Origin of the sequence: Actinoplanes sp. M2I2, from assembly GCF_023544445.1 — a bacterium.
Taxonomy (GTDB): Bacteria; Actinomycetota; Actinomycetes; order Mycobacteriales; family Micromonosporaceae; genus Actinoplanes.
Window position 1 is genome coordinate 417,724 of the sequence record NZ_JALPVJ010000002.1, and the last position, 25,531, is coordinate 443,254.

At 72.4% G+C, this 25,531-nt stretch carries 17 protein-coding genes; 6 read left to right on the forward strand and 11 right to left on the reverse strand.

The features are described 5' to 3' along the window. Positions 1-13 precede the first annotated feature (13 nt). Genes HJC40_RS05740 through HJC40_RS05750 form a run of 3 tightly spaced genes read right to left on the reverse strand, consistent with a single transcriptional unit; the run spans position 14 to position 5,613 of the window. Positions 14-1,549 carry a hypothetical protein gene (locus HJC40_RS05740; protein ID WP_249998713.1) on the reverse strand — a complete coding sequence of 512 codons (1,536 nt, stop codon included), beginning with the start codon at positions 1,547-1,549 and terminating at the stop codon, positions 14-16. Continuing rightward, positions 1,546-3,615, reverse strand: coding sequence for a hypothetical protein (locus tag HJC40_RS05745; protein ID WP_249998715.1), 2,070 nt, complete (start codon positions 3,613-3,615; stop codon positions 1,546-1,548). The genes HJC40_RS05740 and HJC40_RS05745 overlap by 4 nt, the downstream gene beginning before the upstream one ends. A 54-nt stretch (positions 3,616-3,669) precedes the next feature. After that, positions 3,670-5,613 carry a translation factor GTPase family protein gene (locus tag HJC40_RS05750; RefSeq protein ID WP_249998717.1) on the reverse strand — a complete coding sequence of 648 codons (1,944 nt, stop codon included), beginning with the start codon at positions 5,611-5,613 and terminating at the stop codon, positions 3,670-3,672. Between the two features lie 239 nt (positions 5,614-5,852). Here HJC40_RS05750 and HJC40_RS05755 point away from each other — a divergent pair, with 239 nt between their 5' ends. Then, positions 5,853-8,213, forward strand: a complete 2,361-nt coding sequence (locus tag HJC40_RS05755; protein ID WP_249998719.1) for a M4 family metallopeptidase — start codon at positions 5,853-5,855, stop codon at positions 8,211-8,213. A gap of 42 nt (positions 8,214-8,255) precedes the next feature. Here HJC40_RS05755 and HJC40_RS05760 read toward each other — a convergent pair whose 3' ends face one another. Then, complete coding sequence (locus tag HJC40_RS05760; protein ID WP_249998722.1) at positions 8,256-8,954, reverse strand: GntR family transcriptional regulator; 699 nt, start codon at positions 8,952-8,954, stop codon at positions 8,256-8,258. A 144-nt stretch (positions 8,955-9,098) separates the two neighbouring features. Between HJC40_RS05760 and HJC40_RS05765 the strand changes: the two genes are divergently transcribed. After that, the gene (locus HJC40_RS05765) at positions 9,099-10,271 is read left to right on the forward strand and encodes a carbohydrate-binding protein (RefSeq protein ID WP_249998724.1); all 1,173 of its coding nucleotides are present in this window, start codon (positions 9,099-9,101) and stop codon (positions 10,269-10,271) included. A gap of 113 nt (positions 10,272-10,384) precedes the next feature. Here HJC40_RS05765 and HJC40_RS05770 read toward each other — a convergent pair whose 3' ends face one another. Then, a complete protein-coding gene (locus tag HJC40_RS05770; RefSeq protein ID WP_249998727.1) occupies positions 10,385-11,617 on the reverse strand; it encodes an alpha/beta fold hydrolase in 1,233 nt (410 codons plus the stop codon). Between the two features lie 171 nt (positions 11,618-11,788). On the opposite strand from HJC40_RS05770, the gene HJC40_RS05775 reads away from it, so the two are divergent. Then, complete coding sequence (locus HJC40_RS05775) at positions 11,789-12,586, forward strand: class I SAM-dependent methyltransferase (protein WP_249998729.1); 798 nt, start codon at positions 11,789-11,791, stop codon at positions 12,584-12,586. A gap of 76 nt (positions 12,587-12,662) precedes the next feature. Here HJC40_RS05775 and HJC40_RS05780 read toward each other — a convergent pair whose 3' ends face one another. The 3 genes from HJC40_RS05780 to HJC40_RS05790 form a co-directional block, all read right to left on the reverse strand. Continuing rightward, a complete protein-coding gene (locus HJC40_RS05780; RefSeq protein ID WP_249998731.1) occupies positions 12,663-14,192 on the reverse strand; it encodes a M4 family metallopeptidase in 1,530 nt (509 codons plus the stop codon). Between the two features lie 139 nt (positions 14,193-14,331). After that, the gene (gene rph, locus HJC40_RS05785) at positions 14,332-16,887 is read right to left on the reverse strand and encodes a rifamycin-inactivating phosphotransferase (protein ID WP_249999421.1); all 2,556 of its coding nucleotides are present in this window, start codon (positions 16,885-16,887) and stop codon (positions 14,332-14,334) included. 106 nt (positions 16,888-16,993) lie between these two features. Continuing rightward, a complete protein-coding gene (locus tag HJC40_RS05790; RefSeq protein WP_249998733.1) occupies positions 16,994-17,293 on the reverse strand; it encodes a YiaA/YiaB family inner membrane protein in 300 nt (99 codons plus the stop codon). A gap of 113 nt (positions 17,294-17,406) precedes the next feature. Between HJC40_RS05790 and HJC40_RS05795 the strand changes: the two genes are divergently transcribed. From HJC40_RS05795 to HJC40_RS05805, 3 genes are all read left to right on the forward strand, one after another. Then, positions 17,407-18,612, forward strand: a complete 1,206-nt coding sequence (locus HJC40_RS05795; protein WP_249998736.1) for a helix-turn-helix domain-containing protein — start codon at positions 17,407-17,409, stop codon at positions 18,610-18,612. Between the two features lie 90 nt (positions 18,613-18,702). Next, positions 18,703-21,384 (forward strand): glycoside hydrolase family 2 TIM barrel-domain containing protein, encoded by a 2,682-nt coding sequence (locus tag HJC40_RS05800; protein WP_249998738.1) that lies wholly within the window; start codon positions 18,703-18,705, stop codon positions 21,382-21,384. 188 nt (positions 21,385-21,572) lie between these two features. Then, a complete protein-coding gene (locus HJC40_RS05805; protein WP_249998740.1) occupies positions 21,573-22,253 on the forward strand; it encodes a hypothetical protein in 681 nt (226 codons plus the stop codon). A gap of 287 nt (positions 22,254-22,540) precedes the next feature. Here the strand turns inward: HJC40_RS05805 and HJC40_RS46055 are convergent, their stop codons facing one another. The 3 genes from HJC40_RS46055 to HJC40_RS05820 all read right to left on the reverse strand — a co-directional run bounded on the left by HJC40_RS46055 (position 22,541) and on the right by HJC40_RS05820 (position 25,522). After that, positions 22,541-23,626 (reverse strand): glycosyltransferase, encoded by a 1,086-nt coding sequence (locus HJC40_RS46055; protein ID WP_249998742.1) that lies wholly within the window; start codon positions 23,624-23,626, stop codon positions 22,541-22,543. Next, positions 23,623-24,186 carry a TetR/AcrR family transcriptional regulator gene (locus HJC40_RS05815; protein WP_249998745.1) on the reverse strand — a complete coding sequence of 188 codons (564 nt, stop codon included), beginning with the start codon at positions 24,184-24,186 and terminating at the stop codon, positions 23,623-23,625. The genes HJC40_RS46055 and HJC40_RS05815 overlap by 4 nt, the downstream gene beginning before the upstream one ends. 571 nt (positions 24,187-24,757) lie before the next feature. Then, on the reverse strand, positions 24,758-25,522 hold the full coding sequence (locus HJC40_RS05820; protein ID WP_249998748.1) for a TetR/AcrR family transcriptional regulator: 765 nt from the start codon (positions 25,520-25,522) through the stop codon (positions 24,758-24,760). Between the last annotated feature and the right edge of the window lie 9 nt (positions 25,523-25,531).

The window sequence follows — 25,531 nt, forward strand, 5'->3', positions numbered from 1 at the left end:
GCGCGGCCGCGGGTCAGGCGGAGATGTCGGCGTACGTCAGCCAGCGCTCCCGGGGCGACAACCGGAGCCGCACCCGGCTGGGGTCGACCCGGCCCAGGGCGGGCAGCCGGTCGCGGATGCGCGCCTGGGCCGCCTCGGTGGCGTCGGTCAGCACCCTCTGGACGGCTGCGTGGTCACGGTGCTCCTGCGACAGCATCACGATCAGCTTGGCCCGGCCGCGGACGACGTCGCCCCGGCACAGCCGCGACTGGGCGTACGCGACCTCGCACCGCCGGGTGTGCGGCGCCAGCGCGGCCTGGGCCTCGGCCAGCAGCGCGGGCGTGTCGACCGTACGGTGCGGGACCTGCCACCACAGCCAGAGCGGGTAGGGGACCCGGCCGGTGAAGGTGGCGCCGGTCTGCCGGCCCGACGGCGGGTAGGAGCAGCGCATCGCCGGGCTCACCGCCACCTTCCAGTCGGCGATCAGGCTCTCGTCGGGCCGGTCGGCGACGGAGGGCAGCGGGCCTGCGCAGGAGCTCAGCCTGGGCAGCGCGTCGAGCCAGCCGCCCGACCACTGCGGCGGGGTCTCTCCGACGTCGGCGGCGACCGGCAGCACCAGGTTGATGAACGTCGTCTTGCGCATGCTGGAGATGGACGCGGCCAGCACGCCGATGCCCCGGGCTCGCAGCGCCGCCACCGCCGTCGCTGTCGTACCGGTCCGGGAAGGGCCGACGACGCTCGCGACGACCGCCCGCTTGGGTGTCAGGACCGGAGCGTCGGGGAACAGCCGGGCGCGGGCCTGGCGGTAGCGCTCCCGGTCGAAGCCGCGGATCGTGAACCACTCCCCGCGGACCCGGTTGAGCCGCTGGTCGCTGAGCTTGAGCCCGAAGCCGTACTCCTCGGCCAGCGCGGCCAGCTCGGTCTCGAAATCCAGCCGGGTGCCGGATCGCGAGGGGTCCACCCCGACCGAGAAACGCAGGCAGGGCCCGACCGCGTCGCGCAGCCGCTCGTTGGACCCGTCGCCGCGCTCGGCCTTGTAGGTCTGCGGGACCGGGGCGACCGGGGTGTGCAGGTGCAGCACCGGCGCGTCGCGCTCGGCCGCCAGCCCGGTCAGCTTCTCGATGACCAGCGCCTGCATGAGCGTCTCGCGGTAGGTGGGGGACCAGTGCGTGGTGCCCAGCGTGATGAACACCTCGACCTTGCGGGTCGACTGGTTGAGGAAGCCGGGGTTGGGCACGGCATGCCCGGAGTACGAATACGTGTCCTGCTGACCGGCGTCGTCCACCCGGTCGATCTGCACCCGCCCGCTGAACGCCGACATCGCCGACGGCCAGGTGGAGGTCGACACCGACAGCCCGGCCGCCGAGAAGTGGCAGAAGTCGGTCGGCCAGCCGGTCGGATCCTCCTTGTCGGGATCGGACGGCAGCGGCATGCTGTGGCCGTTCGACGATCCGTGGGTCAGCGTGAACTCCACCGAGGAGTAGTGGGTGCCGGCCGCCTCCGCCGCTATCCGGGCCAGCTCCGACGACTTGGTCGAATTGGCCGGAGTCGCATCGCCGGGTGACGTCACCGCATGCCTCCTTCACCGCGGGCGTCGAAGAGGTCGTCCGGTTCGACCGTACGCCGGGTGGTCCCGCGCACGTCGCGGAGCCAGCGCGGCACCTTGGTCGACCGGGGCACCGCGCTGCTGCGATGCGTCCGCCGGGCGGCGAACTCGCACAGGCAGCAGACCAGGATGACGATCAGGGCGGCCAGCGCCAGCTGGAACAGCCTGGTCATCTCCCGGTCCGAGTGGACCGTGCCGACCACGATGGCCAGCGCGGTGGTCACCACGACCGAGGCGGCGGCCAGCATCCGCTGGAACTTGTGCAGCTGGCCCAGCACCGACTTGGTGCTGGGCAGGTCGAGCCGGGCCAGCAGCAGGCCGGGCACGAGCAGGAGGACCGCGACGACGGCGTCGGCCTGATCGGGCGCGAAGTTCTCGGACACCCGCGACGAGTACAGCCAGGCGATCCCGCCGGACAGCAGGGTGCCGATGCCCAGCACGACCAGGGCCAGCCCGGCCACCATCCGGGTGATGCTCTCGATCAGGGCCGGCGCCTCGTCGGCCAGGGCCATGAAGGCGAAGACGCGGACCGGCTCGGTCGACTGCGGGCTCAGCTCGACCGACGGGCGCCGCCAGTGCGCGTGGGCGCCGTGCTCGCGCGGGTCGTTGTCGGTGGTGACGTCCCGGCCGACCTGCACCGCGCGCAACCCGGCGGCGATGTTGAGCAGGGCCGGCCCGGCGAGCGCGCTGCGGGCGAGGTGCTGCAGGCCGTCGGCCGCGTAGTGGGCGCAGAACGCGGCCAGCACCCCGAGCGAGCAGTCACCCGCGGACAGGGCCGCGAGCACCTCGTCCGCGGTCAGCCGGCGGGCCGGGGACGTCGAGCCGGCGCCGACCGGGATCGGCAGGCGGGCCAGATAAGCCTCGTAGCTCGCCAGGTCGACCAGGCGGCGGCGGCCGAGCTCGGCCAGCCGCGAGGCGATGCCCTGCATCTCGAGCTCGAGCAGCTTGTGGTGGCTGCCCAGGCGATCCACCCGCCGGGCCACCGACTCCAGATCCTGGGCCAGCGCCTCGACGAACTCGTCGTCGATGTCGCTGGACATCAGGAACCGCCGGACGCTGATCTCCTGCCGGACCTCGAGGGTCAGGTGGTACGCCTTGACCGACCGCGGGATCTCGGTCTCGTACTCCACGACGAACTCGCGGTTCACCGGCAGCATGTTCTGGGTCAGCGTCCGCAGCGGCGCCGGTCGGTGCTGGGCCGGCAGCAGCGGCGCCTCCCAGGTCAGGAACCGGCGGGGCCGGTCCAGGCCGAGCTGGGCGACCAGGATGTACTGCCGGATGGCCAGCTGCAGCAGCCGCGCGAAGGGGATCAGCAGCTGATCGCCGCCGGCCACCGGGAAGAGCTCGTCGAGGGCGGTCTGGGCCAGCTCGCGTACGGGGTGGGCGCCGTCGATCCGCGCGGCGTAGTCGAGAGGCGTGCGCAGCCGCTGCCCGGCCGGCGCCCCGGTCATGATCAGCTCGGTGATCGCCGCCTCGATCAGCCAGCGCGACCGCTGGTGGGTGTGCCGCAGCCGGTGGATCGGGCTGGCCGGGGCCGAGACGTCGTCGTGGGCGTTGATCAGCATGAACAGCAGCTTGACGAAGGCGGCCGCGGTGACCCGGTTGGCGTCGCGGTGCGACAGCCGGGGCACGACCTCGCCGTTCGAGTCCCGGATGACCACGGGCGCCAGGTCCCGGCGGCTGTACCGGGACACCGGCACCCACAGCGACGCCCGGCCTCCCGGGGCCGCCTCGCCCGGCACCAGCAGAGTGTCGCGCAGGCGTCCGGAGATGAGGTCGAGGTCGACGTCCACGCTCAGCGTGCGGCTCATGTGCCCGCGGTCCACCAGCGTCAGATGCTCGGAGAGCCGCGGCAGGTGGTCGAGCCGGAAGGACTGGTCCATCAGGGCCAGCCCGAGCGCCGCCTCCCGGCTGGGAAAGGTCAGCGGCGCGGTGGGCACCGGAAGCGCCTGGACCATCGTCCGCAGGTGGTCCAGCGGGCCGTCGCCCGACCGCTCGGCCACCGCGGACTGCCGGATGTGGGCGGTCATGCCGACATCCTCGCCGCATCCGGCAAGGCGACAGCGGATCTGTCGCCATGACGACTACCGGGGCACGGCCCGGAACCACTCCTCCCGGTCGCCCGGGTCGGGACCGCGCCGCCGCATCGCCGGCGATTCGCCGGTGACCGGCGCGTAGTGGTCGAAGTGGGTGCTCAGGACGGCTTCGCCGCCGGTGAGGTCGGGCAGGGCGTCGACGACCTGCGGCACCCGGGACGACGGGAGCGTGCCGCTCACCTCGAGGTACCCGCCGGTCGCGGTGGTGTCGCGGACGACCGCCCCGGCCCGGCCGAGCAGGGCCGTCACCGCGTCGAGCGTCTCCCGCGGAAGGTTGACGTCGAACCGTTCGACCGGCTGGCACACCCGGGTGCCGGCGCGGCGCAGCGCCGCGGTGACCACGACCGGGGCGAGGTTGCGGAAGTCCGCGGCCACGCTCGAGACCGACTTGTCGAACTTCTGGTGCGGCCGGCTCTGCCGCGGCCAGTACTGCGACGACGTCATGGTGACCAGGCAGTCGGTGACCGGCCAGCCGTGCCGCCCGTGCCGCAGGGCCGCCCGCACGCCCTCCTCGGTGGCGGCGACGAACGCCGGTGGCAGCCGGCCGGGCTCGACGCCGGGACGGAACTCGACGCCGTGCCCGACCGGGGCGGCCTCGACGCGCAGCCCGATCCCGGCAAGGTACGGGTTACCGCGCTCCTTGATCCGCTCCTCGGCCGCCCCGGCGCCGACCACCCGTTCGATGCACGCGGTGAGCGTGCCCGAGAAGCGCACCGGTACGCCGTACCGGTCCTCGAGGAGGGCGGCGATCACCTCCTTCTGCACCTCGCCGTGCAGCCGGATCACCGCCTCGCCCTGCTGCTCGTCGAGCCGCAGGTCGACCAGCGGGTCCTCGTCGGCCAGCTGGGCCAGGCCGGCGAACAGGGCCAGGCGCTGACCCGGCTCCACCGGCTCGACCAGCGCCTGCCTGGTCGCCGGCGGGAACCGGTAGAGGTCGCGCCGCGGCGGGTCCCCGACGTGCTGGCCGATCCGCGCCGGCACGCCCCGGATGGCCACGATCTGGCCGGCCGAGGCCGACGGGCGCACCAGCACGCCGTCGGGCTCGCTGACCGCGATCTCGGTGATCGTCCGCGGCCGACCCTCGGCGAGCTGCACCCGGTCCCGTACGCGGAGCCGCCCGGACCACAGACGCAGCCAGGCCCGCCGTCCCCGGTCGTCGCGGTCGACGGCGAAGACCGTGCCCGCGGGCGGGCCGTCCCGCTCGTCGCAGCGGGGCAGCAGGTCGGCCAGCAGATGACGCAACTGGGGCACGCCGGCCCCGGTGATCGCCGAACCGCAGGCCACCGGGGTCAGCTCGACGCGGCGCACCGCTCGCCGGATCGCCCGCCGGAGGTCACGGATCCGCGGCGGTTCGCCGGTCAGCCAGCGCGCCGCCACCGCGTCGTCCACCTCGGCCACGGCTTCCACCACGGGCTCGGCGTCGAGGGCGACGGGTCGCACCCGGGCGTCGCGGGTGCCCGGACCGGTGACCCGGGTGAGCACCACCGGGCGCACCCCGAGCCGCTCCCGCAGCTGGGTGACCACCCGGTCCACGTCCGCGCCGCGGCGGTCCACCTTGTTGAGGAAGAACAGCGTCGGCACGCCGATGCGGCGCAGCGCCCGCCAGATGGCCACGGTCTGCGGCTGGACGCCCTCCACGCTCGACACCACCAGCACGGCGGCGTCGAGCACGGCCAGCGACCGCTCGACCTCGGCGATGAAGTCGGGGTGGCCCGGGGTGTCCAGCAGGTTCACGGTCAGGTCGCCGAGGCGGATCGACGTGACGGCGGCCCGGATGGTGATGCCCCGCCGGCGTTCGAGCTCCATCGAGTCGGTGCGGGTCGTCCCGGCGTCGACGCTGCCGGGCCGGGTCACTGCCCCGGCCTCGTACAGGAGGCGCTCGGTCAGGCTGGTCTTGCCGGCGTCAACATGGGCGACGATTCCGAGGTTCAACAATGACAAAGCAGGTCTCCACGGTAGGACGTACAGGGGTCCGGAGCGTGGAAGCTGCTCGCATTGGTCACTCCTCGTGGTCGCCTGACAAGACGCCGACCACCGTCGCACGGCAGCCGGCGGTCGCGCCACCTATTTCGCCCGGGTGACCCCTTCCACAGCTCCGCCCGCGGGGACCACGCACATCGAAGAAATCCGCTATGTTGCCCGTCGATCGACAACGGGGACGGGGACACGAAGTGGCTGGACGAGGCGCGCTCGCGGGCGTGGCGAGCATCATCGCGGTGGTCGCCGCCGGTGCCGTGGTGACGACGACCGCCGGGCCGGCCGGGGCCGCGCCGGCGCCGTCGCCCCGGCCGACCGCGAAGCCGGACCCGCAGCGGGTCGCGGCCGACGCGAAAGCGGCTGTGCAGCGCGACCGCGCCCTGGCGCTGGGTGGCCCGGACGAGAAGTACTCGGTGCGTGACGTGCTGGTGGACGCTGACGGCACCCGGCACGTCCGCCTCGACCGGACCTATCGCGGCCTGCCCGTGCTCGGTGGCGACTTCGTCGTGCACGCGAAGGCCGACGGCGGTCTCCGGGCCACCACGGTCGCCCAGGACAAGGTCATCGACGTGCCGACGAAGCCCGCGGTCTCCGCCGGCAAGGCGGCCGCCAAGTTCCGGGGCGCCGGGAAGCCGGCCGCCACCCTGGTCGTCGACGCCGCGGCCGGCCGTCCGGTGCTGGCCTGGCGGGTGCTGGTGAACGGCGTCGAGCACATCGTGGACGCCCGGACCGGCGCCCCGCGGCGGACCGTGGACACGGTCCGGACGGCCGGGCACGAGGGCGCCGGCCATGGTGAGCTCGCCGGCGAGGTCACCCTCAACACCACCCGGCGTGACGACGGCAGCTACGAGCTCGTCGACCCGGACCGGGGCGGCTCCGAGACGCGCAACGGCTCCGACCTCGTCCGTCCCTCGCGCGAGCAGACGACCGCCTTCACCGACGCGGACAACGCCTGGGGGGACGGCACCCTCGCCGATCCGGCCACGCTCGCCGTCGACGTTCAGCACGGTGCGCAGCAGACCTGGGACTACTTCGAGCGCGCGCACGGGCGCAACGGCATCGCCGACGACGGCCGGGGCGCGCTCGCCGTCGTGCACGACCGCTCGGCCGACGGGAACGCCAGCTGGAGCGACGCGTGCTTCTGCATGCGGTTCGGCGCCGGCGACTCCTGGAGCCGGGCGCTGACCTCGCAGGACATCGTCGCCCACGAGTGGTCGCACGGCGTCACCGGCGCGACCGCCGACCTCGAGTACTGGGGCCAGTCGGGTGCGCTCAACGAGTCGACGAGCGACATCTTCGGCACCCTGGTCGAGTTCGCCGCGGCCAACCCGGCCGATGAGCCCGACTACCTGGTCGGGGAGCTGGCCGACTTCGGTGGCGACGGCCTGCCGCTGCGCTACATGGACGACCCGGCGCGCGACGGCGATTCCGTCGGGTGCTGGGACGGCCGCTCGGACGACGTGCACTACCTCTCCGGCGTGCCCAACAAGTTCTTCTACATGCTGGCCGAGGGCAGCGCGAAGTCGGCCTGGGGCGAGGCCACCCCGTGCGGCGACGCGGCGCCGGTGACCGGCATCGGGCGCGAGAAGGCCGGGGCGATCTGGTACCACGCGCTCACCCGCTACATGGTGTCCACGACCGACTTCGCGGAGGCCCGCGACGCGACCCTGAGCAGCGCCGCGGACCTGTACGGCAAGACCGGCGCCGAGTACGCGGCCGTGGCCGCCGCCTGGACCGCCGTGCAGGTCGAGTCGAAGCCTCCGGTCCCGCGGTTCCCGGTCATCGTGGAGCTCGACGACCAGATCAGCCGGGTCGCGGAGGCGGTGCGCCTGCAGGTCGAGGCCACCGACACCGAGGGCGAGCGCCTGCGCTTCACCGCCGAGGGCCTGCCCGAGGGCCTGACCATCAGCGAGGACGGCCTCATCACCGGAACGCCGGCCGAGGACAGGAAGTGGGTCTCGGTCGTCGACGTGACCGACCCGGGCGGACTCCGGGATTCGACCGTCTTCACGTGGGACGTCCAGGCCCCGCCCGTCATCGAGGACCCGGGACCGCAGCGGCACCGGGTCAGCGACCGCGTGGAGCTGCGCCTGCGGGCCACGGATGCCGACTACGTCACCTGGTCGGTCACCGGCCTGCCGGACGGGCTGTCCCTCACCGACTACGGCGCCATCACCGGCTCGCCCTCGAAGGAAGGCACGTTCGAGGTCACCGCCACGGCCACCGACTGGGACGGTTCGGCCTCGTCGGTCACCTTCACCTGGACGGTCGCGGAGGCGCCGCCCGCGGCCCCGATCCCCTACATGTACGCGTTCTGGTCGGGCGCCGACGTGCTGGTCTACTGGGGCTGGCCGGGCACCGACCCCGACGTCATCCAAGGTTACGAGGTGACGATCGGGCCGGACGGCCCCACCGTCGTGGTGGAGGACGGGTGGACCACGTCCAAGGACTTCCCGGGCCTCGACCCGGCCAAGCAGTACACCGCCTCCATCGTCGCGATCTACCGCGACGGCCGCCGCAGCGAGGCCAAGTCCGCCGAGGTGTGGCCCGAGTAGCCGCCGCCCGTCCCGGTCGGCGGATCTCGGACTGATCGGTGATCAGCCCGAGCCGGGGCCGAAGCGGAGATGCTGAGTGATGCGGTAGCGATCGCCCCGGTAGACCGATCGGGCGTGCTCGATGACCCGGCCCTCCCCGTCGCGGGTGACGCGCTCGAAGAGCAGGGCCGGGGAGTGCGCCGGCACCGCCAGCAGCCGGGACTGCGCGGGGGTGGTCAGCGTGGGCTCGGTCGTCTGCACCGCCTCGGCCGGGACGACTCCGTGGTGGTCCCGCAGCCGCCGGTAGAGGCTGCCGCCCGTGAAGTCGGCCGCGGCCAGCCGGGGAGCGACGGCCCGCGGGACGTGGATCTCCTCGAGGGCCATGGGCGCCCCGTCGACGACGCGCAGCCGCAGCGCCCGGATCACCTCGTGGCCGGGGGAGACCTGCAGCAGGCGGCCGAGCTCGCCGGCGGCCGGCGTCACGTCGTACTCGAGCAGTTCGCTCAGCCACTCGCCCTCGGCCGGGGGCAGCTCGGCGGTGGACGGCACCTCCTGCGAGATCTTGCGGAGGGCGCGGAAGGTCCCGCGGCCGTGGCGGCGTACGAGAAGCCCCTCGCGGGTCAGTTCGTCGAGGGCGACCCGCACCGTCGGGCGGGACGTGCCGAGCCGGACGCTCAGGTCGCGCTCGGACGGGAGGGCGTCGCCGGGGGTCACCGTGCCGACCAGTTCGCGCAGGCGCTCGCGTACCTCACCTCGCCTCATCGTGTGCAGTGTGCCGGGTGCTACCGGGCAAAGTCACTCGCGCCACGCGTGTCATCCGGGCAAGGCCATTGACGTGGATCGTTGACGGGAGTTTCTTTACCAGTGGTAAACATCTTCGACCCCCGACAAGGAGGCCCTCCCCCCATGGGCCGGAAACGCACCCTCGTCCTCGGCACCACCGTCGCCGGTGTCACCGCCGCGACCGCCGCCTTCGGCATCGCCGCGGCCGCCCCGAGCAACGCGGCCACCGCCTGCGGCTCCCTCTTCGACGACTTCAGCTACTCCTCCCGTACGGACCCCGCGCTGAGCCAGCGCGGCTGGAGCATCCGGACGGCGACCGGCGGACCGGGCGTGCCCGGCGCCGGCTGGCGCGCCGACAACGTCGCCTTCCCCACCGTGGACGGTCAGCGGGTGGCCCAGCTGACCGCGCGGACCGACGGCACCGCGGCCGGCACCTCGCACGCCGAGTTCTCGCTGAGCCAGCGGCGCTTCCTGGCCGGCACCTACCTGGCCCGCATCAAGTTCGCCGACACGCCGGTCAGCGGCCCGGACGGCGACCACGTCAACCAGACGTTCTACACGATCTCGCCGCTCGCCGCCCCGCGCGATCCCAGCTACTCCGAGCTCGACTTCTCGGAGTACCTGCCGAACGGCGGGTGGGGTGAGGCCGGGCCGATCAACTACCAGACCAGCTGGTACACCTACGTCCCCGATCCCTGGTACGCCGACAACCAGCACAGTCAGCAGGTCCGCAGCATCGCCGGCTGGCACGACGTGATGGCCACCGTGGGCGACGGCCACATCCGGTACTACATCGACGGCGCGCTGGTCGGCGACCACTCGGGCAAGGTCTACCCCCGCCAGAACATGTCGATCGACTTCAACCAGTGGTTCATCGACCTGGCCGGTCGTGCCGCCGGGTCGACCGCGGTCTGGCAGCAGTCGGTCGACTACGTCTTCCACGCCAAGAACCAGACCCTCACCCCGGCGCAGGCGGGCGCGGCGGTGGCGTCGTACCGGTCGGCCGGCACGGCCCACACCGACACGGTGACCACGGCCGGGGACTGCACGGTCATCACCCCGCAGCCGACCGCCACGACCCCGCGGCCGCCGGCGACCACGCCGCCCGCCACCACACCGCCCACGACCAGGCCGACCACTCCGGCTCCCGGGACGACGACGTGGGCGCCGGGCGTGGCCTACGCCCGCGGGCAGGTCGTCACCTACCAGGGGGCGCGCTACGAATGCCGGATCGCCCACACGTCGCTGGTGACCTGGGAGCCGCCGAACGTCGCCGCCCTCTGGCTGCCGCTGTAACCCGAGCAGCGACGCCGGCCCGGGCGGCGACGCCGGCCCGGGCGGCGACGCCTGTACAGCGCAGTGACGAGCGAAGCGGCCGCCGGATCGGCGGCCGCTTCGTGGTGCCGGGGTCAGCGGTGAGCCTTGAGCCAGCCCTGGATCTCGGTGACGACCTGCTTGTCGGGGTCGCCGAACTCGGGCCGGAACTTCGGGGTGATGTTCATGGTGTGCGCCATGCCCGGGTAGATGACGATCTTGTGGTCCTTGTTGCCGGCCGCGGCCACGGCGGCGTCGGCCACGAGGGCGGCGCGGGCCGGGGTCTGGATGTCGTTCTCGCCGTTGAGCATCAGCGTCGGGCCGCCGAACTTGGGCAACGCCTGGGACACGGTCGGGAAGCGGGCGAAGTCGGTCGCGTAGTCGATCGTCGGCTGGTCCAGGTCGGGCAGGTTCGGGTAGTCGTCGATGTGGGTGACCTCGCGCAGCACGGGCCCGGCCTCGGCGTCGATCGCGATCCGGCCGTCCCGGTTCCTGTCCGTCGCGGCCTTGACCTTGCGGCCGTCGAGCAGGACCGACCGGAACTGATCGGCGACCTCCTTCGGCTGGCCGACCAGGCCGTTGGTCGCTTCGGCGGCGGTCAGCCGGCCGTCCCCGTCGACGTCGAACTCGTCGTGCATCTGCAGCAGCAACCGGCCGAAGATCTGCAGGGTCAGCAGCTCCCTGATCGGCAGGCCGACCACGCCCATCTGGACCACGCCGGCCGGCTTGGGGATGCCGAACCGCTTCGGGTCCGCGGCCAGGTTGGCGGCCACGTTGGTGCCCTCGCTGTGACCCAGCAGGAAGATCTTCGACGGGTCGACCCGGGACGACTGCCCGGCGAACCGCACCACCGAGGCGGCGTCCAGCTGGATCTGGCGGTACGGGTTCTCGGGGTTCAGCTGGGCCGGGTCGGTGCTCTCCACCGGCCCGATGCCGGTCACCCCGCGCTTGTTGAAGCGCAGCGTGGCGAAGCCTTCGCGGCTCGCCGCCTGGGCCAGCGGGACGAACGTCGCGCCCTTGCCCTCGGGGAGCGTCTGGTTCATGTCGTTGTGCCCGCTGCCGTGCAGGAAGACGACCACCGGCAGGCGGCCCCGGGCGCCGCTCGGATAGGTGAGCTCGGCGTCGGTGACCCAGCCCTTCCCGAAGTCGATCCGGACGCGCTCCCGGGTGATGCCGTCCCAGCCGGACGGCTGCGCCGCCGCGAGGGCGCTCGTCCCGCCGGTGAGGGTCTCGCTGACGTCGGCGTTGGCGACTCCCACACCCGCGGCGAGGATGGCGGCAGTGGTGAGCCCGATCGTCAGCTTGCGGTGGTTCTTCGTCGTCGTCATGCCTAGAACGCTATTTCCGGCAGCGGCCGCGATCGATCCGGTCAGCACCCCGATCACGGGTACAGCCTGCTGTACCTAGCTAGGGCACGTCTGGTGGATCGCGCGGGTGGGAGGCGTGCCCAAGTCCGAAATCCGCTGGCCGACCCGGCCGAAGCGCCGGAGGATGCCGGGATGAGTGAGCCGACGACCGAGATCGTGAACTTCTACGAGGACCGGTATTCCGAAGCGGAGCGGCTGGACCGGCGGCCGCAGGCCCGGCTGGAGCGGATCCGCACCCTGGAGCTGATCCGCGATCTGCTCCCGGCCACGCCGGCCCGGGTGCTCGACGTGGGCGGCGGCCCCGGCGCCTACGCCCGTGAGCTGGTGACCGACGGCCACCAGGTGCGGCTGATCGACCTGGTGCCGGCGCACGTCGCTCAGGCGCGGGCCGGCACGCCCACGGTCGAGGCGGTCGTCGGTGACGCCCGCGGGTTGCCTGAGCCGGACGCGGCCTGGGACGCGACCCTGCTGCTGGGACCGGTCTATCACCTGCAGGACCGGGCCGACCGGGTGCGCGCCATCCGGGAGGCGATCCGGGTGACCCGCCCCGGCGGTCCGGTGGCCGTCGCCGCGATCTCCCGGTTCGCGGGGCCGATCGACTTCGCCGCCACGGCCCGGTTCGACGACCGGATGCTGGCCGAATCGCGCCGGCTGATCACCGAGGGCGAGAACATCGTCGGCGGCGGCTTCACCCACGCGTACTTCCACCGGGTGCCCGAGCTGCTGGCCGAGTGCGCCGAGGCCGGCCTGGGCGGCGTGGTTCTGCACGGCGTCGAGGGACCCGCCTGGTCAGCGGCCGAGGCGGCCGTGCACGGTCCCGCCGCGGACGCGATCTTCGATGCCGCCCTGCGGCTGGCCCGGCTCTACAGCTCGGAACGGGACCTGGCCGCCGCGAGCTGCCACCTGCTCGTCACCGGAACCGCCGGCTGAACGAGCCCGGGCCCGGCGCGTCGGGGGACTCGCCGGGCCGGGGCCGGTCGTGCACGTGGATCAGCGTGCGGGTGGATCAGCAGGTGGGCTCGCCGGACTGGGCCGGCAGGCTGACCGCGTTCCAGGCGGCCTTGACCGCGTTGAACTGGGTGCAGCTGCCCGGGGTCACGTTCTTGGCGGCCTGCAGCGTCCACACCCGGTACTTCGCGTAGGACGAGCTGGACGTCTTGAGCAGCATCGCGTTGTACATGATCTTCATCGCGTTCTGGATGCCGACGCCGGTCACCGTGGTGCCGTTGCAGGTCGAGCTGGCCGGCTGGCCGTTGCCGCCGCTGCCCTGGGCCAGCAGGTAGAACCAGTGGTTGCCGGGCCCGGCGGCCGAGTGCACCTCGGAGCCGGGCGTGCTGCTCGAGTAGCAGTTGGCGTCACCGGCGAGCGACGGGTTGTACATGTACCGGATGGGGCCGCTGCCGACCAGGTTGACCTCCTCGCCGACCTGGTAGTCGAACGGGTCGTTGGCGTTCGCGGCGTACGCCTCGGTGGCCGCGCCGATGGTGTCGGCGACGAACTCCTGGGTGCCGCCCTTCGAGATGCCGCCGGGGGTCCGGTCGTCGATCCCGTGGCCCAGCTCGTGGCCGACCACGTCGAGCGACGAGATCCACCGGCCGGCGGTGTTCTTGCCGATCTGGATCTGAGTGCCGTCGTAGTACGCGTTCTGCTGGTTCAGCCCGACCCGGATCGGCCAGGCGCCGCCCGAGCCGTTCTGGCCGTTGCGGCCGAGCCACGCCGACAGCATCGCCTTCTGCTTCTGGGCCACGTAGAGCGCGTCGACGCAGCCGGTCTCCTTGCTGGTGCCGTTGCCGTTGCCCCACACGTTGTCGGGGCCGCTGAACGTCGCCCGGGTGGACGCGTCCTGACAGCTCAGGTTCGTGGTCGACGGGTCCTTGAGCGAGTACGTCGAGCCGGACTGCGTGGTGTTCAGCGAGACGGTGCCGTTGATCCAGCCGGTGCCCGTGCCGGTGGCCTCGGTGACGTGCTCCTCGGTGGCCAGCACCGCGCCGCTGGTGGCGTCCACATCGACGGTGAGGCGGCTGACGCCCTTGGCGCCGGTGCCGTTGACCGTGGTCTCGTAGGCCAGCCTGGCCGCGGCGCCCTCAGCCGCGACGACCACCAGCCGGGTCGCCTCGACGCCGGTCACGGTCTTCAGGCGGCTTTTCGCGGTCGCGATGGCGGCGCTCTCCGGGATCGTGGCCACGGTCGACAGCTCCCCGAGGGCGCTGCTCTGCGCGACCGACGTGTACCGGGTCTTTCCGGCGTTGTCGGTGACCACCACGAAGTCGCCGCCCTTGACCGGGAGGCCCTTGTAGGTGCGGTCGTAGGACGCGTACGTCAGGCCGTGCGACTTGTAGACCTGGCGCCGGTGGAAGGTGTCATGCGTACTGGCCCGCAGAACGGACGGCCGTGCCTCGACCGCGGCGTCGGCGGCCGCGACCGCGTCCACCGACGGGGTGGGCGGCTTCGCGGCCGCCGGACCGGTCACCGCGACCAGCGCCGAGGCCGCGACAGTGCCGGCGGCCAATGCGATGACCAGAGGGGTTCGCGCCATGTGTGTACTCCTTTCCCGCCCACGGGGGTTGGGGGCGGGCTCGGCCTCCGGCGCGGCGGGATGGCCCGCGCCGTGGAAACACAAGTGACGCTATATATGACGGTCTATCTGCGTAATGGGGAAAACCCTCGCGTTGCCCTCAGGGACCGAGTATCTCGACGTACCCCTCGGTGCCGTGCACGCGGATCCGCTGACCGTCCCGGATCAGTCCGGTCGCCCGCTCCACGCCCACGACCGCGGGCAGACCGTACTCGCGGGCGATCACCGCCCCGTGGGTCATCAGCCCGCCCACCTCGGTCACCAGCCCGGCGACGGTGACGAACGCGGGCGTCCAGCTCGGATCGGTGTAGGCGGTGACCAGGATGTCGCCCGGCTCGAGCTCGGCCTCGGCCAGCGTGCGCACGACCCGGGCCCGTCCCTCGACGGTTCCGGCCGACACGGCCAGCCCCACCAGCGCCCCGGACGGCAGGCCGTCGCGGTGGTAGGCGCCGGTGATGACCTCGCCGTCCGAGGTGAGCACCCGGGGCGGGGTCAGAGCCCGATACGACTCGTACGCCTCCTTGCGCCCGGCGATCAGCGCCGTGGCCCGAGCGGGGTCCGCGAGCTCGTCGAACCGCAGGTGGAAGAGGTCCTCCCGGTCGGCCAGCACGCCGGCCGCGACCAGCCGATCGGCTTCCGCCAGCAGAGCCTGCTTGTAGACGAAGTAGCGGCAGATCATGTGGTACTTCGGGTACTCCCGGTACCCGCTGAACGTGCGGAGGCGGTCGATCGCCCGCCGGGTCTCGGCCGCGTCCTCCGGCTTCAGACGGGCCAGCAGGTCCCTCTCCTTCGCCTCGGCCTGCCGCCGGCCCTCCTCGAACAGCCGCCGGTGGGCGCCGGGCTCGAAGTTCCGGACGTTGCCGAGGATCAGCGGCAGCAGCGTGCCGGGCCGCTCGCTCCACCGCGGCCGGGTGATGTCGATCTCGCCGGCGCACCGCATGCCGTACTGATCGAGAAAGGCCACAATGGCGTCCCGGGCCTCCCGCCCGCCCTCGACGGCGGGAAGCCCGGACAGGAAGTCGTCGTCGGTCACCTGCTCCAGGAACCGCACCACGGCCGGGCGCGGGCGGATCACGTCCGCGACGTCCAGCAGGGCCAGCCCCATCTGCGAGGTGATGTTGTCCGGGACGGACCGGGCCAGCGTGTCAGCCGCGTTCCGCTCGCCCAGCCACTCCCACAGGTGGTCGTTCAGCCACTGGGCGGCCTCCATCCCCGACACGATCACCGGCATGCTCCGGGGGTGGAACTGCACCCGCTTGAGTTCCTGGAGGTCGGCCCGGATGAAGTCGAGCAGCGCCGCCCCGGACAGCCCGTGGATGCCCCGCTTCGCCTCCGCCAGCGCGTCCTGATAGCCCTGGATCAGCTCGGTGACCAGGGCCGGATCGGCCTCGAGGGAAGCGGCGCCACCGCCCGGTGGCACCCAGGCCGGGGCGTCAGCGGGCGCGGGCGGCAGGTCCACCCGCTCGACGACGGTCCGCAACGCGTCCCCGAGCAGCGGATCCGACCGGCCCAGGGCCTCGATCAGGGTGTCCCGGCTGGCCGGGGCGGCCAGTTGCCCGGTGACGTCGACGAACAACCGGCCGCCGGCCTCGGCCATCGGCCGTGGGGTGGTCAGCTGCCAGAACGAGAGCCCGAGGGACTTCATCGGGTCGGTCATCATCTGCTGATGCCCGACCGACACGTACACGTGGGTCTGGTCGTCACCGGTCTCGGGCACCGGGAACACGGTGGTGATCGGCCGGCTCTGGACGATCGTGAACTCGTCGCCGGCCAGGCACCACTCGATGTCCTGGGGGCGGCCGAAGTGCGCCTCGATCCGCCGGCCCAGCCGCACCAGCCGCAGCACCTCGTCGTCGGTCAGCGCCGGCTGCTCCCGCCGTTCCGGCTCGATCGCCCGTTCCTCCGTGCCGCCACCGGGCGCCGGCTCCAGGGCGATGCGCTTGACCCCGATCGTCCGGGCCACGATGCCGCCGTCGCGCACCCGGTAGACGTCCGGGTCGACCAGGCCGGAGACCAGCGCCTCACCGAGACCGAAGCCGGCGTCCACGGTGGCGACCGTGCGGTTCGAGGTGACCGGGTCGGCTGTGAACAGGATGCCGGCCGCGCGGGGGAAGACCATCCGCTGGACGACGACGGCCATCCGGACCTGCCGGTGGTCGACCCCGCTGTGCAGGCGGTAGCTGATCGCCCGCTCGGTGAACAGCGAGGCCCAGCACCGGCCCAGGTGCTCGAGGACCGCCGGTCCGGGCACGTTGAGGTAGGTGTCGTGCTGACCGGCGAAGGAGGCGCCCGGCAGGTCCTCGGCCGTGGCGCTGGACCGGACGGCGTACGCGGCCTGATCGAGCCGGCCGGTGACGGCCGCGGCCAGCTCGTCCGGGACGACGACGGATTCGAGCGTCCGGCGGAGCTCCGCGCCGAGCGTGCGGATCGCCTCGCCGTCCCCGGGCCGCAGCCGGGACAGCCGATCGAGCAGGTCACCGATCGCCGGCGTGTCCGTGACGGCGCGATGGAAGGCGTCCGTGGTCACGCAGAATCCGGGAGGCACCCGGACGCCGTCGATCCGCGTCAGCTCGCCCAGGTGGATCGCCTTGCCACCGGCGAGCGCGACCTGTGTCGGTGTGATGTCCGTCAGATCCAGGACGTGGTGCGGCACGATTCCTCTTCCCCGTAGACGGCGACGACCGGGGAGATTGTGCGCCGAACCGGGGGTCTTGCGGCAAGACGGGCACTTCGCTATACCTTGAAGTGGGAGAGAAAGATTCTCAGTTGGTCGCCGTCGTTTTGAACGGGTCGTGCTGGCTGATGAAGTTGTCGATGCGGGCCTGATCGACCCGGCGCACCACCGTGCCGACCTCCTGAGCGTCCCGGATGGTCTTCGCGAGGGTGAAGGCCGACGTGACGACATAGGCCAGCCCGAGCCCCAGGAACGCGCGGATCCAGCCGCCCACGGGCAGATAGAAGATCCCGACGGCGAGCGCGAGCAGAGCGACGACGAACGAGGCGGCGGCCTGGATGTAGAACGCGGCGGTGACTTTGGGTGCGGCTGCGATGTCGATGTCCATGGCGCCCATGGTGCGGCCCGGACCGACCCGTCCGCGTGAGTGCCGGTACTCATCGGCGGACCGGTGGTACAACCATGTACCGCACGGTCGGCGGCCCGGGCTACGGTCGGCCCATGACGCCACGACCCAGCGCGGACCCCGCGATCGGCGGCCGGATCCGGGCGCGCCGCCTCACGCGGGGCTGGAGCATCCGGTTCGCGGCGAGCCGGGCCGGGATCTCGCACGCCACCTGGAGCCGGATCGAACGGGGGCTTCAGGCGGCGGACAACCGGTTCACGCTCGCGGGCATCGCCGAGGCGCTCGAGTGCTCGCCGGGCGACCTGGCCAACGCGCCCGTGCCCGCGGCCGACCGGGAGGTTCTGGCCGCGGTGGCCGGCGCGGACGCCGTACGCCGGGCTCTGATCGACATCGACCTCAGTGAGCCCGCCGAGGGGGTCGCGCCGCCGCTCGACGACCTGGAACGCACCGCCGACCTCGCCGAGTCGCTGCTGCACGCGTGCGACTACGCCGCCGTGACCAGGTTGCTGCCCGGCCTGCTGCGCGATCTGCACGTCGAGACGGCCGGGCCTGATGCGGGCCGGGCGTTGCGCCTGCTGTGCGGGGCCACGTCCACCGCCTCGTCCGTGCTCCGCAACCTCGGCCTGCTCGCCGATGCCTGGCTGGCCGGGGAGCGATGCCGGGAGGCCGCCGACAGCTGCGGCGATCCCGTCCTGCAGGGGTACGCGGCGTACACCCGGGCCAGCGCGGCCACCGTGGCCGGCTCCTACCAGCGGGGTCTCACGCTGGCCGAACGAGCGGCCGACGAGTTGCAGCGGCATCTGGCCAAGCCGGGCGCGGCCGAGGTGCTCGGTTGCCTCCAGCTGGTGTGTGCGCTGGCCAGTCAGTGCGGCCGGCGCCTGGACGAGAGCCGCGCGTGGTCGGACGAGGCGGCCGTGCTGGCCCGGCGCACCGGCGAGACCAGCACGAAAGGCCTGTTCTTCGGTCCGACGAACGTCGACCTGTGGCGGATCAGCATCGAGGTCGGGCAGGGTGACCCCGGCCGGGCGGTGGAGATCGCCCGGCGGACCACGCCCGCGGCGCTGCCGGTCGGCATCCGTCAGGTCTACTACTACGCCGACACGGCCCGGGCCCTCGCGGCGCTGCGCGACCGGGACCGGGAGGCGATCCGCCTGCTGCTCAACGCCGAGCGCATCGCGCCGCAGCACGTGCACCGCTCGGCCGGCGTCGCCGAGACGGTGCGGACGCTGCTCGAACGCTCGCGGCGTCAGGCCGGCGGGGGCGAGCTGCGCGGGCTCAGCAGCCGCATGCAGGCCGTCTGAGGCCTCTGGGGTCGCCGGGATGCCCGGGCGCCGCTGCTCCGGCATGCTCAGGTTGCTGCCCGCCGGGCGGTACACCCGGGAGGAGCGGCTGTGACGGCGCACTACGAGATCATCGAACCGCCCGTCGGCGCGCTCGCGCCCCGGGCCCGGTTGCGGACCACCGCGGGCGTCCTCCCGCTCGACGGCCTGTGGCGCTTCGCCTGGTCGCCCACGGCGGAGACCGGCCGGGACCCGGCCGATCCGGGGACGTCCTGGGATCAGCTGCCGGTCCCCGGGCACTGGCAGCTGCACGGCTACGGCGAACCGGCGTACACCAACGTCCGCTACCCCTTCCCGATCGACCCTCCGTACGTCCCGTCGGCCAACCCGACCGGCGAGTACCGGCGGATCGTCCGCCGGCCGCCCGACTGGTCCGGCGGGCGGGTGCTGCTGCGCTTCGACGGCGTCGACTCGTGGTTCCAGGTGTGGCTGAACGGGGTGCCGGTGGGGCGGTCGTCGGGCAGCCGGCTGACCGTCGAGTTCGACGTCACCGAGCACCTGAGCGGCGGGGACGACGTGCTGGCGGTCCGGGTGCACCAGTGGAGCTTCGCCAGCTACGTCGAGGACCAGGACCAGTGGTGGCTGTCCGGCATCTTCCGGTCGGTCGCCCTGCTGCACCGCCCGGACGGCGGCATCGACGACCTGTGGGTGGTCGCCGGCGGGGACGGCACGCTGCGGGTCACGGCGCCCGTGCCGGTGCGGTGGGAGCTCGACGGCGCGAGCCTGGACGACGTGCGGCCCTGGTCGGCCGAGCAACCGCATCTGTACCGGCTGCTGGTCAGCACCGACACCGAGACCGTCAGCCTGGACGTGGGCTTCCGGACCGTACGGGTGGAGGGTGACCGGCTGCTGCTGAACGACGCGCCGCTGGTGTTCCGCGGCGTCAACCGGCACGACATCGACGCCCGCACGGGCCGGGCGGTCTCGCGCGCGCGGATGGAGCACGACGTCGCGCTCATGAAGCAGCACAACATCAACGCCGTCCGGACGAGCCATTACCCGCCCGACCCGTACCTCCTCGAGCTGTGCGACCGCCACGGCCTCTATGTGATCGAGGAGTGCGACCTCGAGACGCACGGCTTCTCGCAGGTCGGCTGGCGGGGCAACCCGTCCGGCGACCCGGCCTGGGCCGACGTCTACCTGGACCGGATGCGGCGCATGGTCGAGCGGGACAAGAACGCGCCCAGCGTCGTGCTGTGGTCGCTCGGCAACGAGGCCGGCTGGGGCGCCAACCTGGCCGCGAATGCCGCCTGGGCCGCCCGGCGCGACCCGACCCGGCCGATCCACTACGAGGCCGACGAGGAGTGCGAGAGCGTCGACGTCTACAGCCGCATGTACCCCGGCTACGACCAGCTCGAGGCCATCGGCCGGGGCGCCGAGCCGGCGCTGGCCGACCCGGACCGCGACCGCCGCCGCCGCGGCCTGCCGATGATCATGTGCGAGTACGGGCACGCGATGGGCAACGGCCCCGGCGGCCTGGCCGACTACGAGGCCGTCATCGACGCGTACCCCCGGCTGGCCGGCGGTTTCATCTGGGAGTGGGCCGACCACGGCCTGCTGCGCGACGGCGGCTACCGCTACGGCGGCGACTTCGGCGAGACCGTCCACGACGGCTCGTTCGTCATCGACGGTCTGGTGTTCCCCGACCGCACGCCGTCGCCCGGGCTGACCGAGCTCGCCGCGATCATCACCCCGGTACGGCTGCGGTTCGAAGGCGACGAGCTGGTCGTGGAGAACAGATGGAGCTTCACCACCACCGAGGACGTGGTCTTCACCTCGCCCGGCGGGGTCGTCGACGTGCCGGTGGCCGGCCCGCTCTCCACGGTCCGGCTGCCCGCGCCCGCCACGACCGTCACGGCCACCCTGGACGGCCGCGTGCTGTCCCGCGCCCAGCGGCGCCCCGGACGCCCGGCGCCGCCCCCGGCCCGCACCACCGGCCGTCCCGTCCGCCCCCGGCAGCTCGGCCCGTTCCCGATCAGCTCGCTCACGCTCGACGCCTGGCGCGCGCCCACCGAGAACGACCGCTTCCCGGGCTGGGACGGCAAGGTGTCGATGGAGAAGCAGTGGCGCGCGGCCGGGCTCGACCGCCTCGTCGAGAGGATCGTCGAGGAGGACGACAACGGGGTGGCCTGGCGACGCCGGGCCCGCTACCTGCCGGCCGGCCTGGACAGCGGGTTCGAGGTCGAATACAGCTGGTCGGCCCACGGCGAGGCGACCCGGCTCGAGGTCGGCATCGAGCGCCTCGGCGAGTGGCGCCTGCCACTGCCCCGGCTCGGGATCGCGCTAGCCCTGCGTGCCCCCGACCCGGGCGCCGTACGGTTCGAGTGGCTCGGCCTCGGGCCGGGGGAGAGCTACCCCGACTCGCGCGCCGCCGCCTGGCCCGGCCGGCACAGCCTGACCGTGCTCGAGGCCCAGACCCCGTACGTCGTACCGCAGGAGAACGGCAACCGTTCCGAGGTGAGCCGGGTGACGCTGTCCACGTCCGGCGCCGCCCTGCGGATCGACGGCGACGATCCGTTCGAGGTGGCCGTGCGACCCTGGTCGACCACCCGGCTGGAACAGGCCCGCCACGCCGACGAGCTGGTGCCCGGGGACGTTCTCTGGGTGCACCTGGCCGCCGGCGTGACCGGGCTCGGCTCAGCGAGCTGCGGCCCCGCCGTGCGGCCCTGGGCGCAGTACCGGACCGCGCGAGCCGACCTGGCCTTCACCTTCACGACGCCGCAGGAGGAATGAAGCCGCCCAGCGTGAACGGATGCTGGCCGAGATCGCAGCCACCGGGAGCCGTCGCAGGCCGCCCGTCGCCTACCGTGGCTGCCCCTGCCACGGCGGGAACGATGCGGTTGTTGGTGGCCGGGCTTGCGCGGGGCGTCCGGCGGCGGGTGCTGCCGGCCGGCTCGGGGCGTGGCTCGTAAGGTCATCGGGTGAACGTCTACGACATCGTCGGCCGACTGCCCTCGATTCCGGTGCTGCGCGACCGGTGCCGGGCCCTGGCCGTTCTGGAGTTGATCCAGGGCACCGGGTACGAGTACTACAGCTACACCGCCTGGGGGGACGACCAAGCAGCGCTGATGAGCAACGGCAGCGGCGACGAGTACACCATCGTCTTCAGCGAGGCGGGCGCGTTCATCCGGCTGTTCGACCACGAGTCCGCGATGTCGCCCTATGCCGCCAGTGACAAAATGGCGCTCTGGCCGGGGCTGCTCGACGGGTTGCCGCCGGAGTTCGCCGGACATGTCACCGAGCCGGCGTTCTGCGACGGCGACGACCTGGTCGCGACAGCGGTGCTGTGGCGGCGGACCACCGACGAGCGCTGGCACGCCGGCGTCGGCATCACGTTCCCGCCGCCCCGCGGACGCCACGACATCAACCCGGACGGCGCTGACCGGCTCAGCATCCTGTGCGACGACATCGCCGACGAGTACGTTGACTTCGCCGGTGACTACTACGAAGCCGAAATCGACCGGGACGCGGTGGGGCATGTCGCGGCGCTGCGGCCGCTCACCGACGACGTGGTCCGCGCGCTGAACCGGGAGTCGAGCCTCGCCGCGGTCCGCACGGAAGTAGTCGCGATCGGCTACCCGATCGCAACGGTGGTCAGCTAGCGCAGTCGGGGCTGAGGGCGCGGGTGGTCAGTTCGTGCCGGCCCGGCCCGGCGCGCCCGCTCGGCGGCATGACAGCGCATGCGACCTTGACCGGCCACATGGGGAGCGGTGATCGAATGCATGACCAGCGGGAGTAGCGCAGGACATTCTCGATCGGAGGGGCAATCGGCGGCTTGAACTTCGTTATCCACATTTCGGGTGCGGAATATCGGGGTGAAGGAGCGCACGTTGATGCACGACCTGCCTGTTGAGCGTGGTTCGACGAGTAGCCGCCGTAGCGTTCAGTGTCACAGCAGGGCCTCGATCTCGTCGGCGGCGTTGGGAGCGCCGGGTGAGGACCGGATCTCCGCGCCGAGGCGGGCGGCGGCGGCCCGGTGCGGGCCGGGGGCGAGCATGCGGTCGACGGCGGCACGGATGGTTGCCGGATCTGCCCGCCGTGACACGACCTCGCCGGCGCCGGCGCGCTGGACGAGGGAGCCGACCAGGAGCTGATCGCTGCGGTCGAACATCGGCACGATCACCATCGGCAGGTCGTGCGCGAGGGCCTGCATCGTCGTACCGTGACCGCCGTGGCCGACGACCAGTGACACGTCCGGCATGATCTTGGCATGCGGCACGTATCCGAGCACCTCCATGGTGGAGGGCCGTCGAAGCTCCTCGGGCCGCACGGCGTTGCCCGTGGTGAGCACGACCGGCAGCGGCAGGTCCGCGACCGCGTCCACGATGGCCTGCAGGGTGTCGGCTTGGCCGGGGTAGTACAGCGAACTCAGGCTCACCAACAGCTTTCCCGCAGACCTGGCCGGGGCGGCGGTTGGCACGATCGGGCCGACGACTCGCGCGTTGGCCGGCAATGGGGACGTGGGCTCCAGTGACGCCATGGTGGTGACCAGCGTCCGGTCGGCACCGTCCCAGAGGCGACGTGGCCGCATGCCTTTCACCGTTGCGATCGCGTTGAGCGCTCCGGTGCCAAATTCCTGCCGTAAGTACCCGTAGAGGGTATGTACCAGCGACACGTGTCGTACACCGGCCCGCCGGACCGCCGCCAGCGCGCCCAGCAGCATGCAGTCGACAACAGCCACGTCGCATGGGTGCTCACGCAGCAGGGCTGCGACGTCCCGGCCGGTGCCTCGGTCGACGCATGCGCCGAGATAGGCCAATTCGGCCCGGCGGGTACTCAGCCGGGCACGTGGTTGCCAGTCGCGGGCCTGCTGGTACTCGTGAAAGGCAAGACCCTCGGACTCCACCGTCCGACGCATCGGGGCGTGGCCGAGTACCCGCACGCGGTGACCGCGGGACTGGAGTTCGGCGGCTATCCCCACGGCCGGGGCGACGGTGCCGCCGGCGTCCCACGTGACGACCAGGACGTTGCTCACTGCAGGATCCTCTCGACGAGTTGTTGCACGCGGGACTCCGCCGAGCGCCGGCTGAGCCGCCGGTCGCGGCGCAGCACCTTCCAGGTGTAGACGTCGGTGGCGACGATCAGCAGGTCGATCAGCGCCTCGCGGGCGACCGGGGCCAGACCGCTGATGTTGGGCGCGAACACCTGCTCGACCCAGTCGCGGTGCATGGCTCGGCCGCGGTCCATCAGGTGCTTGACGTGCGGGGTGGTGTCCTCCTTGCCGAGCAGCCGGATGTTGGCATCGCCGCGACTTTCGTACTGGTTGTAGAGCACCTGGATGGCGTGCGCGGGATCGCCGGCCGGTGCCGCCCGCTCGTCGGCGAGCATCGATGCCGCCTGCGCAATCAACGCGTCACGGTTGCCGAAGTGGCGCAGCACCGTCTGCACGCTGACGCCGGCGAGGGCCGCGACGCCGGCGAGGGTCACCTCCGGTAGCTGACCGAACGCCGCCACCGTCGCCTCAAGGATGCGCTGCCGGGTGGCGGCTGCGGACTCGGCACGAGCCGACTGGGTGTAACCACGCGATGCTTTCATGTTAATGCACATTAACGCGAATTTGCTGCGGCGACGGGTACGACGCGTGCCATGTTCGGTCCCGGCCCGGTCTGCCGTCCTGGCCTGTGCCGGGACTCTGCCTGGGCGCGGACCCGCTCTCACGACAACGCCGACCGGATCCCTCATTGCCATTGATATCTGAGTACCCGCGCATCCTCGACTGGTCTACGACCCGCAGACCCCGCCGGCCGAGTTGCTGAATGAGTGCGCCGGTGTGGGGGCTTCGGGCACAGTGAGTTCGTGACCAGCGGACCGGTGGCCCTACGCGTGAAGCAGTAGAGCAGCGGTTCCTTGCCGTCCTGTCCGGCGCGCGAACGCGAGCCGCGGCTGATGAGTGAGCAGCCCAGTGGCACGTGAACCCCAGGCCGGGGCAGGCGACGACGAGGTTGTCTGGTGGGCACTCGGCCTGCTGCACGGGGTCGATCTGACGTCGGGCCTACGGGATTGCTTCGTGCACACCGATCAGCGGGTTCGGGGGTAGCTGGACGACTTCCGCACACGGTGTCGAGAGGGCTGACCGGGCGCGTCGTGCGCCCGGTTCGGCTCAGCGCTACTTCTGCTTGAGCTGTCGGCGGTTGGCTGTCAGGACCTCGTCGGACAGTGTGGGGTCGGCCTCGGCCACCGCGCGGGAGATCACCAGCGCGCCGACCATCTGGGTGAACAGCGCCACTGCCTGTTCGCGGGCTTCGGCCGCGGTCGGTTCGGTGCCGGCTTGGCGTGCGCGGTCGAGCACCATCTCGGTGATGGCGCTGAGGTATCCGTCCAGCCCCTGCCGATACTCGGCCTGTGCCGGGGGGCCGTGCCGTCCGGCGTCGGCGGCCAGGGCGGCCGACGGGCAGCCGCTCTCCGGGTGATCGCGGTGGGTGGCCGTTACGTAGGCGTCGACCATGTCGTTCACAGCGGCCCGGGCGGAGCGGGGATGGGCCTTGCGGATGGCCGCCAGCGCGCCGAGTGAGTCGGCGAAGCCCTGGCGGTAGACCTCCAGGGCGAGGTCTTCCTTCGAGGAGAAGTGGTTGTAGAAACCGCCGTGCGTCATCCCGGCGGCCTTCATCAGGTCCTCGAGGCCGATTCCGTCGATGCCGTGCAGCTTGAAGCCCTCGCTCGCGGCCCGGACGATCTTTTCGCGGTTGAGCTTCTTCTGCTCCTGGGTGATGCGTGGCACCTCGGACACCTCCTCGACGACACGGCACCGCGGCGGAGCCGGCGTTTCGCTCGCTCTGATGATAGCCGACATCAAAGCTTGACAGTAATGATGGGAGTCATCATCATTACTGCTCTCGAACAGGACTGAACGGAGAAGGTCATGGCCCAGCACGGCAGGAGC

Bases quoted from the DNA above. Each gene is read 5' to 3' on its own strand.
- HJC40_RS05745 (WP_249998715.1), bottom strand. From the start codon at position 3,615: ATGACCGCCCACATCCGGCAGTCCGCGGTGGCCGAGCGGTCGGGCGAC.
- HJC40_RS05815 (WP_249998745.1), bottom strand. From the start codon at position 24,186: ATGAAAGCATCGCGTGGTTACACCCAGTCGGCTCGTGCCGAGTCCGCA.
- HJC40_RS05770 (WP_249998727.1), bottom strand. From the start codon at position 11,617: ATGACGACGACGAAGAACCACCGCAAGCTGACGATCGGGCTCACCACT.
- HJC40_RS05765 (WP_249998724.1), top strand. From the start codon at position 9,099: ATGGGCCGGAAACGCACCCTCGTCCTCGGCACCACCGTCGCCGGTGTC.
- HJC40_RS05775 (WP_249998729.1), top strand. From the start codon at position 11,789: ATGAGTGAGCCGACGACCGAGATCGTGAACTTCTACGAGGACCGGTAT.
- HJC40_RS05780 (WP_249998731.1), bottom strand. From the start codon at position 14,192: ATGGCGCGAACCCCTCTGGTCATCGCATTGGCCGCCGGCACTGTCGCG.
- HJC40_RS05760 (WP_249998722.1), bottom strand. From the start codon at position 8,954: ATGAGGCGAGGTGAGGTACGCGAGCGCCTGCGCGAACTGGTCGGCACG.
- HJC40_RS05790 (WP_249998733.1), bottom strand. From the start codon at position 17,293: ATGGACATCGACATCGCAGCCGCACCCAAAGTCACCGCCGCGTTCTAC.
- HJC40_RS05795 (WP_249998736.1), top strand. From the start codon at position 17,407: ATGACGCCACGACCCAGCGCGGACCCCGCGATCGGCGGCCGGATCCGG.